Below are 14827 nucleotides of genomic sequence, written 5' to 3'. Positions count from 1 at the left end.
ATTATATACCTTGAATACTACCCTTGTCCACTGCGATACCAGGAGACATTGTACTGGATAATGAAATACTCTTGAAATATGTTCCCTTAGAAGATGCCGGCTTAAGCTTGGAGATAGTTAAGATCAACTCTCTCACATTCTCCTGAATTTTCTCAGGGCTGAAAGATACCTTACCTACGCTCGCGTGAATGATACCGAATTTATCAACCTTAAAGTCGATTTTACCAGCCTTCACTTCTTTTACAGCTTTACCTACTTCTAGAGTTACCGTTCCTGCTTTAGGATTTGGCATAAGACCTCTCGGTCCCAATACTCTACCTAGTCTACCTACTTTTGCCATTACGTTAGGCATAGTGATGATGACATCAATGTCAGTCCATCCGCCTTCGATTTTAGCAATGTAGTCGTCCAATCCAACGTAATCTGCACCTGCTTCTTTAGCTTCTGCTTCTTTATCAGGAGTGCAAAGTACCAATACTTTGATATCTTTACCTGTACCATGAGGAAGGGCAACAACCCCTCTTACCATTTGATCTGCTTTACGAGGATCAACGCCCAAACGAACGTCAACATCGACAGAAGCATCAAACTTCGTCATGGTGATTTCCTTCACGATAGAAGAAGCTGCCTCCAGGGAGTACATTTGGCTTGGGTCGTACTTAGAAAGAGCTTCTTTTTGCTTTTTTGTTAACTTAGCCATTATTGTTTATTTATACTTCCCAAGGGGCTTTACCAGATACTGTGATTCCCATGCTTCTAGCGGTACCAGCAACCATTTTCATGGCAGATTCCACTTTGAAGGCATTCAGGTCAGGCATTTTTACTTCCGCGATCTCTTTTACCTGATCCCAGGTAACAGATCCTACCTTCTTACGGTTAGGCTCTGCGGAACCGCTTTTAAGTTTCGCAGCTTCCAACAGCATATTTGCAGCCGGAGGAGTTTTTACTACGAAATCAAAAGACTTGTCCGAATAGATAGTAATCAATACCGGCAACGTCTGTCCCATTTTATCTTGGGTACGTGCATTGTATTGCTTACAGAACTCCATGATGTTCAAACCCTTGGAACCAAGAGCCGGACCAACTGGAGGTGACGGATTTGCCTGGCCACCTTTCACTTGCAGTTTTAAATAACCAGTGATTTCCTTAGCCATTGCTTAGTCTTGTTTTTCTACTTGTATAAAGTTTAATTCAACAGGAGTATTTCGACCGAAGATCTTGACCATAACATTCAATTTCTTCTTGTCATCAAATACTTCCTCAATAGTCCCGGTAAATCCACTGAAGGGCCCGTCCATTACCTTAACGGACTCTCCGACTATAAATGGTGTATCTAACTTCTCGGCAAACTCATCAATCTCCTCAACCTTTCCTAAGATACGGTTGACTTCTGACTGGCGTAATGGTTCAGGGGTTTTGGAAGCTCCCCCCTGGTTTGATCCAAGAAATCCGATGACGCCCGGAATGCTTGTTATTACGTGATTGGCTTCACCATTGGAGAGATCAGCGTTGACTAAAACGTATCCAGGAAAGAAATTTCTTTCTCGAACACGCTTCTTGCCATTACGCATCTCATATACTTTCTCAGAAGGAATCAGGACCTCAGGAATGAATTCTTCAATCTTCTGTCTCTGGATCTCATTGTCCAGATAAGTCTTAGTCTTCTTTTCCTGTCCCGCTACTACTCTGAGTACGTACCATTTATGTTCAGCCATTCTGTAATGTCAATTCAATTAGAATAAATCATAAAACCAAGTCATGATGTTTTCAAATCCTAAATCTATCACACCTATAAATAGGGCGAAGATTAAAGATGCTACCAACACCAATACCGCAGAATTTTGTAGAAATGAAAACTTAGGCCAAGTGACCTTGTTTTTCATCTCATCATACGATTCGAGGACAAAGTTTTTTAGATTCATAGTGTAATAACTTACTGGCACGGGCAGAGAGATTCGAACTCCCATCAACGGTTTTGGAGACCGCTATTCTGCCATTGAACTATGCCCGTGTGAATGAACGCTCCGCTAATGGGAACGCAAAATTAGAGATAACTCTCTTAAGAAACAAATGCGATCCCAAAAAACTTCAGGATCGCATTGTATATTAAAGATTCAGATGATTAGTCTAGAATTTCAGTTACCTGACCAGCACCTACTGTTCTACCACCTTCTCTGATAGCGAATCGAAGACCTTTCTCCAATGCAACTGCATTCAACAAGTTTACTTCGATAGTTACGTTATCACCAGGCATAACCATTTCTACGTTTTCTGGAAGTTTGATCTCACCAGTTACGTCAGTAGTTCTCAAGTAGAACTGAGGTCTGTACTTGTTGAAGAATGGAGTGTGACGTCCACCTTCTTCTTTAGAAAGTACGTAAACTTCAGCTTTGAAGTGAGCGTGAGGAGTTACTGATCCTGGCTTACAGATGATCATACCTCTCTTGATTTGAGATTTTTCGATACCTCTCAACAATAGACCTACGTTATCACCAGCTTCACCTCTGTCAAGGATCTTACGGAACATCTCAACACCAGTCACAGTTGACTTAAGGCCTTGAGCTCCCATACCGATGATATCTACTGGATCACCAGAGTTGATTACACCTCTTTCAATACGTCCGGTAGCTACAGTACCACGACCAGTGATAGAAAATACGTCTTCAACTGGCATCAAGAAGTCTTTGTCGATTAGACGCTCAGGAAGAGGAATGTAAGTATCTACTGCATTCATCAATTCCATTACTGTCTCAACCCACTTCTCTTCACCGTTCAATGCACCAAGTGCAGAACCAGCGATTACAGGGATATTATCACCGTCGAATTCATAGAAGGAAAGTAGTTCTCTGATTTCCATTTCCACAAGCTCAAGAAGCTCTGGATCGTCCACCATGTCTACTTTGTTCATGAATACAACTAGCGCAGGAACACCTACCTGACGAGCCAAAAGGATGTGCTCTCTAGTTTGTGGCATTGGTCCGTCAGTTGCGGCTACCACTAGGATAGCGCCGTCCATCTGAGCAGCACCAGTTACCATGTTTTTAACGTAGTCAGCGTGACCTGGACAGTCTACGTGAGCGTAGTGTCTAGCTTCAGTTTGATATTCTACGTGAGAAGTATTAATAGTAATACCTCTTTCTTTTTCTTCCGGAGCGTTATCAATGGAAGAGAAATCTCTTAGTTCAGAAAGACCTTTTTTTGCCAATACGGTAGTAATGGCGGCAGTCAAAGTTGTTTTGCCATGGTCTACGTGTCCAATCGTACCGATGTTAACGTGCGGCTTGGAACGGTCGAATGTTGCTTTTGCCATGCGTGAAAATCCTCAGTTTAAGTTTAAAGATATGTTTAGATTTAATTTAAAGCCGTTATGAGCCAACGACGGGATTTGAACCCGTGACCCCTTCCTTACCAAGGAAGTACTCTACCCCTGAGCTACGTCGGCTTATGACCCGATGCTTTTCAGAGAAAAGCATAGAGCGGGAGACGAGGCTCGAACCCGCGACCTGCAGCTTGGAAGGCTGCCGCTCTACCAACTGAGCTACTCCCGCTTTTATTAATTTAACCGACTCAGGTGGTACCTTAATCGATCCGGCTACGCCGAATATTTTTTCGCCCTGCAAAACTAGGAAAAAATTTCACATTATAGGCAATTTGTGGGGGAAACAGGATTCGAACCTGTGAAGACATAAGTCAACGGATTTACAGTCCGTCCCAGTTGGCCGCTTTGGTATTCCCCCAACTAGCGCTAAGATTTCAAGTTTTTTTCTTCTCTTGTTGTCTTAACGGATGGCAAAATTATAGCCTTTTCCGAAAGATTCAAAGCATGGATTTTATTTTTAAAAATATTTTATCTCTAAATGCTCCAATTCTTTCTAAATCAATGAATTAATTTTCATCTGAAAGGGCCTGCAGGAAATAATCAAAGTAATTTTTCACTTGAGGCATGCTTTCCTTAGCTGCAATTCTCTTAATTCTGGCCACTACCTCTTTATCATCTGCAAAACCCAAGAGTCCTTGGAACGCTCCCAAACGAACAAATACCTGATTACTATTTTCCATTTTGTCAAAAAGAAATGCCAAAGCTTTATCTCTACCTTCCTCAGGAAAGGTCACAAAATATTCTGCATAGTATCCCAGAAAGTAATACAACCCTTCTCCTTTCAAGGATCTGGCCTTTTGCTCAAACCAATCTCCCTTTCCTTTCTTAGCAGTGTTGAGATAATAATCTGCCATTGGAATCACTATCCTGAAATTATCCTCTCCGGCAAATCGCTCCATAAAATCATCTCCCGGTCCTTCTTCCCCCAAAGCCACCAAGCCCATCAAGGCAGAGCTCGCAATCAGATAAGACTTATCGTTGACATATCTCTTCAGCGCAGCCTGATACTTGAAGGGATCATAAGTCCCCAAAACATCAATAGCCCCTGCGCGAACAGAATTCCTGGAATCACTCTCTGCAATTTCAAAAATCAAATCTTCCAAGTCCTGACTGTCGAGCAACCATTCCGGATGGCTTTGTGTAATTCTTAATGCCAATTCGCGAATAGACCAAAGCTCATCTTTCAAAGCACTCGGAATCAATTCCTGCAAGACTTCGAAGTTTTCCCAAGCTACCAGACTATCCAAAGCCTCATAGCGAGCTACTCCTACTTGCGACTCTAAAAATTGCTTTCTCATGAATGCCGAATCAACTTTAATTGTTTTCTCCAGCAATAGATTTTTTTCCTCATCCCAATAAACCTGATCTACAGGAGTCTGATTCTCTAAGGCAAATTGCTGAAAAGCCTGATTTAACTCAAAACGTTTGCTTTTTCGGCTACCCTCCTCGTACCAACTCACTTCAAAAGGAATTTTGTACAGCGGAAATTCCTTCAAGTCCTGCCTTTGACTGACGCTAATCAAAATATTTTCAGGGATGGAATAATCTACCTCAACTTCCAATTCAGGATGACCTTTATCCAAGAACCACTGATTAAAAAACCAATTCAAGTCCTCTCCAGTGGTCCTTTCAAAAGCTAGTCTTAAATCATGTACCTCCACACTGCTCAGCGCATGAGTAGTTAGGTAGTTATTTAAGGATTGAAAAAATAGCTCGTCTCCCACATATTCTCTCAACATATGCAAAATCACACCACCCTTGGAGTAACTATGGGAATCAAACATGTCCTCATTATCCTCATAATAGAAGCGAATCAAATTGACTTTTTTAGACAAGGCCTCCTGAAAATAGGTTTCCTTTTCGGTGATCAGCTTCAGCTTTGCTTCGTCTTTCCCATTTTTATATTCGTTCCAGAGGTATTCTGAATAATTGGCAAAAGCCTCATTAAGCGTCAAATTCGACCAGGATTCTGCGGTAACATAATCACCAAACCACTGATGAAAGAGTTCATGGGCAATGATATAATCCCATTCAGAATCTATTGCTTCCCGCTCAGTAAGCCGCAATTCTTCCATAAAAATCGAAGCAGTGGTATTTTCCATGGCTCCGGAAACAAAATCTCTTACTACGATTTGATCATATTTTGGCCAAGGGAACTTTAATCCTAATTTTTTTTCAAAAAAGGCTATCATTTCAGGGGTATGGGCAAAGACTTTTGCAGCACCTTTTTCATATCCTTTCTCCACATAATAGGCCAAAGGCAAATCTTCATGCTTCGCTTCCACCTTTCCAAAATCCCCGATGGCAATAGCGGCCAAATAGGGAGCATGAGGAATACGAAGCTCCCATGTATCCCTTCGCATACCATTATCCAGTTTTGTCTGTTTAGTCAACACCCCATTACTGATAGTCACCAAAGAATCAGCCACTGTTAGGTGAATGGTTTGGGTAAAGCGCTCATTAGGCTTATCAATTGTGGGAAACCACTTGGAATTATGTTCTGTCTCTCCCTGAGTCCAAATCATTCGGGGCTTACCCGGGATCGTGTCCATTGGGTCAATAAAATATAAACCTTTGGTATCAGTAATTGCCTCCGAACCCTGTCCGGAATTTCTTTCCGGAAATGCCGTGTAGGCGATCGTTAAAAGGAGCGTATCGCCGAGATTTAGAGCTTCAGGAAGATAGATTTCTACCTGCTTTTGATCATAGCGATAATTCAAATTACTTTCTTGCCCTCGCGTTTTTCCGCTGATCTTCCCCAATTCAAAGTCCTTTGCATCCAGCGTAACCGTTTTTTGACTTTTTGCAAAAGGAGTCAAGCTTACCTTAGCAATTCCATTGACGGCGGTTTTTTGATAATCAAAACTTAAGTCTAATTCCGTGTGTAGGATATCAACTTTTCGGGTAGCACTTGCCTGATAATTCAGGAGTTCCCGCTCTTTGCGATTTTTTAATAAGACATATTGAAGCGAATCTTCATTGATTTGCTCAATAGATGGACTTAAAACCTCAGCGCTCTGACCCGAAGTTTTGCTAGTGGGTTCTGAAGTTTTACAGGCTGAAAAAATCAAAAACCCCGCCATCAAAAAAAATGAGGCAGGGAATTGCAAAATATTCTTTGGCATCGTAATCATTTATTGGATATTTGGAGAGAAATCTCTTGGAGACTTGAAAGTTCAGGGAGAATTAAAGGCTTAAATTAGCAGGAATGTTTTCAGTTATCATTAAGGACAAGACCTATTCGGTTGAAAAAACCGATCAACACGTCAAAGTTAACGATGAAATTTTTGATTGGGATATGCGATGGATTTCAGATCGAAAGATTCATTTTATCAAAAACCATCAATCCCTTGAAGCAGAGCTAGTTGCTTTGGATCGTGAAAGTAAGACGCTCCAAATCAAATTGAACCAAAAGGTAGTCGAACTGAAGTTAAAAGACCGATTTGATCTCTTATTGGAAGAATTGGGAATGGATGCGCTCGAAAATACCGGTATTCAAGACATCAAAGCTCCTATGCCAGGATTGATTTTGGATTTGAAAGTCAAGCCGGGCGATGAGGTCAAGAAAGGAGATGTGGTTTTGATTTTGGAAGCAATGAAGATGGAAAATACCATCAAATCACCCGGAGATGGAATTGTCAAAGAGATCAAAGTAAACTTAAAACAGAGTGTCGAAAAAAATCAGGTCCTAATTACATTCTAATCAATCCTGCTTGGATTTCCTGTCTAATCCCAGATTCAATCCAAATTTGATTAGCATTCTGAACGGAAGAAATTATATTTGTCGGGTTATTTTGTGTCCAAAGTCAATTGGGCATTCCTTTTAAATCTTTAGAGAAATGAAATATAAACGCATCCTCCTGAAACTGAGTGGAGAAGCCTTGATGGGAGAAAAAAATTACGGAATTGATCCCAACAGGCTGCAGCAGTACACCCAAGAAATCAAAAAAGTAAAAGAGCTGGGAGTAGAAATTGCAATTGTGATCGGAGGAGGAAATATTTTCAGAGGAGTTCAGGCTGAAAAATCAGGAATAGACCGAGTTCAGGGAGATTACATGGGAATGCTTGCTACTTTGATCAATGCTATGGCTTTGCAAAGTGCTTTGGAACAAGCTGGACTATATACCCGTCTGATGTCTGGTATTAAAATTGAATCAGTGTGCGAACCATTTATTAGAAGAAGAGCAATCCGTCACCTTGAAAAAGGCAGAATAGTAATTTTTGGTGCAGGTATTGGTAACCCATATTTTACCACTGATTCTACAGCCAGCTTAAGAGCCATTGAAATCGAAGCGGATGTGGTTCTGAAAGGAACAAGAGTAGATGGCGTCTACACCGCAGATCCTGAGAAAGACAAGACGGCAACTAAGTATCAAACCATTTCTTTCTCTGAGGTTTATGAAAAAAATCTCAATGTCATGGACATGACTGCATTTACACTTTGTCAAGAAAACAATCTACCAATTATCGTATTTGATATGAATAAGGCCGGTAACCTCAGCAGTTTAGTAAAAGGGGAAAATATCGGTACATTGATCACTTCACTGTAAAAACTATGGAAGAAATCGAATTATATCTGGATGAAGCTCAGGAACTGATGCAAAAAGCAGTGGATCATACTGCTTCAGAACTATTAAAAATCCGTGCTGGAAAGGCAATGCCTAATATTTTGGATGGAATTTTGGTTCAGTATTACGGAGCCCCCACCCCATTGAACCAGGTATCCTCTGTCACCACGCCAGATGCAAGAACTTTAGCTATAAAGCCTTTTGAAAGAAATATGATCGGCGAAATCGAAAAAGCCATCATAAATTCAGATCTAGGCCTAGCCCCTCAAAACAACGGAGAGATCATCATCCTGACAATCCCGACTTTAACGGAAGAGCGAAGAGTAACTTTGGTAAAGCAGGCAAAGCATGAGTGTGAAAATGGAAAAATTTCCATTCGAACTGTAAGAAAAGACACCAATGAATCCTTAAGAAAGTTGCAAAAAGAAGGTGCTTCTGAGGATGAGGTAAAGAGAGCAGAAGATAAAGTGCAAAAGCTGACAGATCAATACAGCACTAAAATAGAAGAGCTTCTTGCTAAGAAAGAAGCTGAGATTATGAAGGTGTAATCCTTTTCAAAACTTATTTTAAAGGCTATCCTATCAGGATAGCTTTTTTTAGTTGATCGAAATAAAAGTCGCCACCCCAAACCTAACTCCTCCTCTGAGGTAAGTTCCGTTTTCAAAGCCTGCTCCCAACTCCAACCTGAAAATCCTGAATAAATTATCCAAGGAATAGCCTACTTCCACATAGTGAGGGCTATTTTCGGTTTTGAGGTAGTTCAAAAACAGATTTTCACGTAAACCTGAAAAACGCAACATCGGCAATTGAGTCAGGAGAAATTTTCTAAACTGGTAATGAAAAATACCTGATACATAGGATCCCGCTGTACTGTATTTGTAATAATCCATAAACCTGTAATTGGAGGCAGGACCGAAATTGGAAAAGATGGTTCTATTTCCTCCAAAGTGCTGGAAATCGGGGAAGTATACCTGATTACTGTTAAAAAATGTACCTGCCATCACATTGAAATCCAACTTTCCGCTGACCCCAAACCTAAAATCATGTTCTATTCCTAGTTCCACATGATTAAAATCCGCCGAAGAATTGGATTGCAATAAATTCGGGAAAGCCCTGTCATAATTAAACTTGATCAAAGGAACTCGGTCTGAAATAGGATATTTCCTTCCATTTCTGATGCCATAACGAATTCCCGGTTTCCACTCTATATTAAAATTAACTTTTGCAATCGAATGGTCCTCAAAAGCCGTGGGTGACGCTTCAATGTTTTCAGGCCTATTCGGAGTGTAGGTCCTCTCCGGCTTTCCGTACAAGCTATAGTCCGAATTATTGAATAACTCTCTTCTGTCAGCTAAGGTGAAATTAATCCTGTAAGTAAAGTCATAATCTACTCGGTGTGCCCAATAAACTCTGCCAAAACGCTGCTCGTAAAGCTTCATATAATTCTGCCTGAATAGAATGGAGTACAATGCATTTACTTGCTCATTGATCGGCTCTCCCCCATTGAACTGATAGATATATCTTCCCCCTTGGATCCCCCAAGAAGTCCCTGAAATAGGAAGTGTTCTAGACCATCGGAAATCAACAGTTCCATAAGCTCTTTTACTGGAAAATCCGTACCGGAATTCCGGTTCTATATTGAAACTTTTCCTTAAAACCGAGACGCTATCAGCCAGCTTTTCTTCTTGGTATTTTCTGTAAAATAGGCCGAGGCCTGCTTTCCATCCTTCTACGGTATTGAAAGAAATTTTTGTCCAGTTTTGACGGAAACCAATTGAAACTCCCTTTCCAAAACTATAACTGGCCCCATTAAGAAAATCCAGAGGCTTATACTTTCTTCTTGCCTTTTCTGCGATGGAATCTACATCACTAAGTTTAGCAGCCTCTACAGTAGCCAAACTATCATCCCTTTGATATCCTTGAATTTCTTTTACCGTCAAAGGAACGGGACGAATACTATCCCAATAGCTCAAATCTCTTTTCTTGGCCATAGAATCAATCTCATAATATCGCTCAGTGACCACTTCCGGATTCTTCTGCTCTTTGAGCATTTCTTTTTCATACTCATTCATGAGCTTTCTGTACTCCTTCCTGGTTTTAGGAGATTCAGAAGAGAGTTTTTCGACAACAGATAATCCAGTACTCTGAGCTGTATTTTTCTCAGGAATTGCCTCTAATGTTTCATCTATAATCTCTGGAGCTTGTACCAAATCCGGATTGAGTGTCACTTGATAATCCCGAGTTGAGGCCAGGTATTGGAACTCCCCTTCAAAGCCGAAAAACTTACCTCCGAAAGTATAGGTATGAGTCAAAGGCATCCATACATTTTGAGCGACAGGAGCATATTGCTGGGTAGCTCGTATTTGAAAGCCTAAAAGTGAGGTTTTGAGATCTAAGCTATGTATGGCCCATAAATCCTCAATGATATATATGTATCCTTCAAAAACGCGCTCTCCACGGGAACGGGGAGTCACCTTGATTTTATTAACCATCACATTTTGATCAAAGAAACTCCCCTCATATTTGAAGCGATAGTAATTAAATGCTGCTCGGGACAAAGGAGAGATTATTTCATTGATTTGGTCCTGATAAAAACTGGTTTGAATGTAAGGGGCTGGAGAGGTTGCCTGATTATCCCCATTGGTCCGGATTGAGATGACTTTCTCCTCCACCTTATCGGGTTGGGTAAAGGTGATTTTCGATACAGACTCCGAAGTATAGGCTTCGTTCAAATTAAGTCCATCTTTCTCTAGGGATTTTCTGAGAAAAAAAGGCGCATCAGTCAATTGACCCGTTCCTTTTAGATATACCATCATAGAATACTTTTGGAGTTGAAGTCTATGATACTTTGCTTTAGCGATCGATTTTCTCATGATTGTCAATGCTGGATCTTCTGCCCCGGCTTTCACTTCCACCTGACTCAAGGTGTAAACCTGTGGTTCCAACTGCACATTAAACTCTACCCAATCATCCTGAACTATTACGGTTTCTATTCTGGATTTATATCCTAAATACTGGAAAAGGACATCGTATATTCCTTTTTTAAGTTTGATTTCATATTTCCCATCCAAATTGGTTGGCACTCCATCTCCCAAATTTCTGATATAAACAGAGGCGTATGGTAAGGGATTCCCAGCATCGTCTTTCACTACTCCTTTGATACCTTGAGAAAAGGCGCTAAGAGAAATGATCAAAAAAGCCGAAAAAGAAAGGAGTTGCTTGCTGTATAGAGACATCCAAGAGGTAGATTAAAATCTAGGTCAATATAAGTACCTGTTTATAAGCGAAAAAGAACGACTAATGGTTTTAAGGTTTTTTGAGAAAAGTTTATCCAGATAAGGACTAAACGAAAATTACAATTCTATAAAGTTATTTTTATAATATTAGAATCAACTTCAAAACTGACAATAACTTCTCTTTATATGAAAATAATCCCTAGTATTGAAAATCGTAAGGGAAGATTAATGGTAAGTTTCATAGAACAGTTAAAACCCTTTTCCAAAATAAGAAACCACAAACTACAGTGAGTTAAGCTGAAATTTTCAATAAAATTAAATACTTAATTAATTTTTTTCAAAAAGGCTCATTTGTGCTCAATTTGATGATTTTGTTTCTCTAAGAAATTTTCATTTTTTTAATAAAAATTCGTTTTTTTAATATTCAGCAAAAGGAAAACGATTTCCATTACTTAATTATTAAAAATAAGTCAATTCCAATGAATTATTATTAAAATATACATTATTCTGTTAAAATTGGATATTTTGCGATTAGTGTTGGCGAAAAGTTAATAATTGCAAAATTAAATTTAATACTTCACCTTAGGTTTGAAATTAAGTACTCATACCTATTTCGCTTTTTTCAAAACAAAAAACCCTATGAGAAATTATTTACAACAACTTAAGTCATTGATGCTGGTGATGGCGCTCGTATTCGGAGCTTCGCTAGCAGCCAATGCCCAAAGTAGAACCATCACAGGAACCGTCCTGGATGCTTCACTTGGAGACCCTGTACCAGGTGCCACTGTACTAGTAAAAGGCACCACCAGAGGCGTGGCGACTGATTTGGATGGAAAGTTTACGCTTGAAATCCAATCCGGAGACCGTGTCCTGGTAGTATCATTTGTAGGTTATCTCACTAAAGAAGTGGAGATCGGTAACCAAAGCACTTTCACCATTAATTTGGAAGAGGATATCCAGAGCTTGGAAGAGGCAGTCGTAATCGGTTACGGCTCCCAAGACAAAAAGGAAATTACTTCTGCTGTAGTCGGTGTAAAACCTGAGGATTTTAACAGAGGTAACGTAGCAAACCCTACTCAATTACTTCAAGGTAAGGTAGCAGGTCTATCAATCACCCGTGCTGGAGGTAATCCTAACGGTGGCTTTGACATTCGATTGAGAGGTTTATCAACTTTCGGAGCTAACTCCTCTCCATTGATCGTATTGGACGGTGTAATCGGTGCATCTCTTGACAACGTTGACCCGAATGATATTCAGTCTATCGATGTATTGAAAGATGGATCCGCTGCAGCTATTTACGGTGCCAGAGGTTCTTCCGGTGTAATCTTGATTACTACCACTAAAAAAGGCACTAGAGAACCATCTACAACTGTTTCCATCAACTCTTTTGCAACTTTAGATCAGGCTACTAACCTTATCCCAATCCTTTCTCCTGAAGAATTTGTGGCAAGAGGCGGTCAAGATTTTGGTAGCAGAACTGATTGGAGACAGGAATTGATTGATGATGCACTTTCGTATACCACCAATGCCAGTGTTTCCGGTAGTTTTAATAACACCACTTACATGGCTTCAGTTAACTATCGTGACAACAACGGTATTGTAAATGGAGTAGGTAACGAAAGATTGAACACAAGAATCAACCTTTCTCAATCAGCAATCAACAATCGATTGAGAATGAATGTGAACTTATCCTTCACGAATGTAGACTCTGAGTCTATCAACGATGCTGCTTTCAGATATGCAACTATCTATAACCCTACTGCTCCAATCTTCGAAAACACCGAAGATGCAAATCAGAGATTTGGTGGTTATTTCCAGAGAGATTTGTTTGACTTCTACAACCCAGTTGCTTTAGCAAATCAACAAAAATTTGTGAATGAGATTAAATCTGCTTTGACTTCATATAGAGCAGAGTTTGATATTCTTCCTAATTTGACTGCTTCGGCTCAGTATTCTCAGGATAGAAGAAATGAGTTGATTGGTGGATTTTGGTCCATCCAAGATTTCCAAGTAGGTTTAGGTGCTAGAGGTTCAGCTGAAAGAATCACCAATGACAGACAGCAGAAAATCTTTGAATCTACCTTGAGATATGAAACTGAGGTAATGGATGGTTTAAACATGACCCTATTAGGTGGTGTTGCTTTCCAGTCAACCAAAAACCAAGGATTCGGAGCTAGAGTTAGACAATATCTTTTCGATTTAGGATGGAATAATTTAGGTGCTGGTGCTATCAGATTAGGTAATAACACAAACCTATATTCTTATGCCAACGAAGATCAGTTAAACTCCGCTTTCGGTAGAGCTAACTTCAATTACAGAAACTTATTATTCCTTTCTGCTTCAGTAAGAGCTGAAACTTATTCGGGATTTGGTGAAAATAATCAAACTGGTGTATTCCCTGCATTCTCTATAGGATCTGACTTTACCCAGATTTTTGATATGGGAGTTTTCTCTCAGTTCAAACCAAGAGTATCTTACGGTGTAACTGGTAACCTTCCTCCATCTCCAACCTTGGCATTAGGTGTATTCGGAAATGGAAACAGAATTGACTTGGATGGTGACCCATTGACTACAGATGATATCTATGTAGGTATTGTACAAAACTCTAATCCAAACAGATTCTTGAAGTGGGAAACCAAGAAAGAATTCAACGTGGGTGTGGATTATGCGATGTTTGACGGAAAAGTAAATGGTAGTGTAGACTATTATGTTAGAAATATTTCTGACTTGCTATTCAATGTACCGGTTTCTGGTGGTCCAAATATTTTCGATCCAGGAAGATTCAATACAGTTGGAAGTACTTGGGTAAACTTGGCTGATTTGAGAGCTGCAGGTTTTGAATTCGCAATAGGTGTAGCAAGAATTGGAAAAGGAACATTGAAATGGTCTCCGAATTTCAACTTCACTATCTATGACAAAACCACTATCGAAAGCTTATCAGCAGGCGGTCTTGGATTTGACGAATTGAGATTTGCTACTCCAGGTTCTCCAGGACAAAATAACAACCCTATCATCTACAACAGAGTAGGTCAAACTTTGGGTGACTTCTACGGACCAAGATTATTGGGTATCAGTGAAGCGGGTGAATACATCCTTTCTACAACCAATCCTGATGAATTCGAAAGACTAGGCAATGGTCTTCCACAGGGTGAATTCGGTTTCGCAAACGGATTTGAATATGGACAGTGGTCATTAAACGTATTCTTAAGAGGTGCTTGGGGACATGACTTGTATAACTCTTACAGAGGTTTCTACGAAAATGCAGATGCTCCATCTAACACTTGGAACTCTGTAATTACGGATAAGACTCCAACAAGTCCATTGATTACCTCAACTCCAACCTTCAACAGTTCGTACATAGAGGATGCAAGCTTTATCAGACTGGATAACATGGAATTAGGATATAATTTCAAAACTAATTCTCCTAATTTGAGTTCTTTCAGAGTGTACTTTGCAGCACAAAATCTATTTACAATAACCAATTATTCTGGTATTGACCCTGAAGTAAGAGTAAGAGACTTGGAAAATGGTGATGCATTTACAACTTCTTTGTCACCAGGAATTGAGAGAAGAAATACATACTTCCAAACCAGATCTTTCACTTTGGGTCTTAGTTTAAACTTTAAGTAATCAATCAAACAACA

General features: G+C 39.9%; 11 protein-coding genes and 4 tRNA genes. 4 read left to right on the top strand and 11 right to left on the bottom strand.

Annotated elements, in window-relative coordinates; all coding sequences use genetic code 11:
• Nucleotide 1: 1 nt before the first annotated feature.
• The 10 genes from rplA to BM073_RS07660 form a co-directional block, all read right to left on the bottom strand.
• Complete coding sequence (gene rplA / locus BM073_RS07705; RefSeq protein WP_091652800.1) at nucleotides 2-700, bottom strand: 50S ribosomal protein L1; 699 nt, start codon at nucleotides 698-700, stop codon at nucleotides 2-4.
• 10 nt (nucleotides 701-710) lie between these two features.
• Nucleotides 711-1154: a 50S ribosomal protein L11 gene (gene rplK / locus BM073_RS07700; RefSeq protein WP_091652797.1), complete on the bottom strand. Its 444-nt coding sequence runs from the start codon at nucleotides 1152-1154 to the stop codon at nucleotides 711-713.
• A gap of 3 nt (nucleotides 1155-1157) precedes the next feature.
• Nucleotides 1158-1715, bottom strand: a complete 558-nt coding sequence (gene nusG / locus BM073_RS07695) for a transcription termination/antitermination protein NusG (protein ID WP_091652794.1) — start codon at nucleotides 1713-1715, stop codon at nucleotides 1158-1160.
• 18 nt (nucleotides 1716-1733) lie between these two features.
• Nucleotides 1734-1922 carry a preprotein translocase subunit SecE gene (secE, locus tag BM073_RS07690; protein ID WP_091652792.1) on the bottom strand — a complete coding sequence of 63 codons (189 nt, stop codon included), beginning with the start codon at nucleotides 1920-1922 and terminating at the stop codon, nucleotides 1734-1736.
• Between the two features lie 15 nt (nucleotides 1923-1937).
• A tRNA-Trp gene (locus tag BM073_RS07685) sits at nucleotides 1938-2011 on the bottom strand.
• Between the two features lie 111 nt (nucleotides 2012-2122).
• On the bottom strand, nucleotides 2123-3310 hold the full coding sequence (tuf, locus tag BM073_RS07680; protein ID WP_091652789.1) for an elongation factor Tu: 1188 nt from the start codon (nucleotides 3308-3310) through the stop codon (nucleotides 2123-2125).
• A 60-nt stretch (nucleotides 3311-3370) separates the two neighbouring features.
• Nucleotides 3371-3442: transfer RNA gene (locus tag BM073_RS07675), tRNA-Thr, on the bottom strand.
• 33 nt (nucleotides 3443-3475) lie between these two features.
• Nucleotides 3476-3548 (bottom strand) — tRNA-Gly (locus BM073_RS07670).
• A gap of 106 nt (nucleotides 3549-3654) precedes the next feature.
• Nucleotides 3655-3737: transfer RNA gene (locus BM073_RS07665), tRNA-Tyr, on the bottom strand.
• A 148-nt stretch (nucleotides 3738-3885) separates the two neighbouring features.
• Complete coding sequence (locus BM073_RS07660; RefSeq protein WP_091652786.1) at nucleotides 3886-6513, bottom strand: M1 family metallopeptidase; 2628 nt, start codon at nucleotides 6511-6513, stop codon at nucleotides 3886-3888.
• Nucleotides 6514-6587: 74 nt separating this feature from the next.
• Here BM073_RS07660 and BM073_RS07655 point away from each other — a divergent pair, with 74 nt between their 5' ends.
• From BM073_RS07655 to frr, 3 genes are all read left to right on the top strand, one after another.
• Entirely contained in the window at nucleotides 6588-7082 is a 495-nt protein-coding gene (locus tag BM073_RS07655; RefSeq protein WP_091652784.1) for an acyl-CoA carboxylase biotin carboxyl carrier protein subunit, read from the top strand.
• A gap of 136 nt (nucleotides 7083-7218) precedes the next feature.
• Nucleotides 7219-7929, top strand: coding sequence for a UMP kinase (pyrH, locus tag BM073_RS07650; protein WP_091652781.1), 711 nt, complete (start codon nucleotides 7219-7221; stop codon nucleotides 7927-7929).
• Between the two features lie 5 nt (nucleotides 7930-7934).
• The gene (frr, locus tag BM073_RS07645) at nucleotides 7935-8495 is read left to right on the top strand and encodes a ribosome recycling factor (protein ID WP_091652779.1); all 561 of its coding nucleotides are present in this window, start codon (nucleotides 7935-7937) and stop codon (nucleotides 8493-8495) included.
• A gap of 48 nt (nucleotides 8496-8543) precedes the next feature.
• Here the strand turns inward: frr and BM073_RS07640 are convergent, their stop codons facing one another.
• On the bottom strand, nucleotides 8544-11183 hold the full coding sequence (locus tag BM073_RS07640) for a DUF5686 and carboxypeptidase regulatory-like domain-containing protein (protein WP_091652776.1): 2640 nt from the start codon (nucleotides 11181-11183) through the stop codon (nucleotides 8544-8546).
• 639 nt (nucleotides 11184-11822) lie between these two features.
• On the opposite strand from BM073_RS07640, the gene BM073_RS07635 reads away from it, so the two are divergent.
• On the top strand, nucleotides 11823-14813 hold the full coding sequence (locus BM073_RS07635) for a SusC/RagA family TonB-linked outer membrane protein (RefSeq protein ID WP_091652773.1): 2991 nt from the start codon (nucleotides 11823-11825) through the stop codon (nucleotides 14811-14813).
• Nucleotides 14814-14827: the final 14 nt, after the last annotated feature.

Origin of the sequence: Algoriphagus ornithinivorans, from assembly GCF_900115305.1 — a bacterium.
GTDB classification, from domain to species: domain Bacteria; phylum Bacteroidota; class Bacteroidia; order Cytophagales; family Cyclobacteriaceae; genus Algoriphagus; species Algoriphagus ornithinivorans.
Note: the sequence above shows the minus strand (reverse complement) of the source record. Positions and strands in the feature narration are given on the sequence as shown.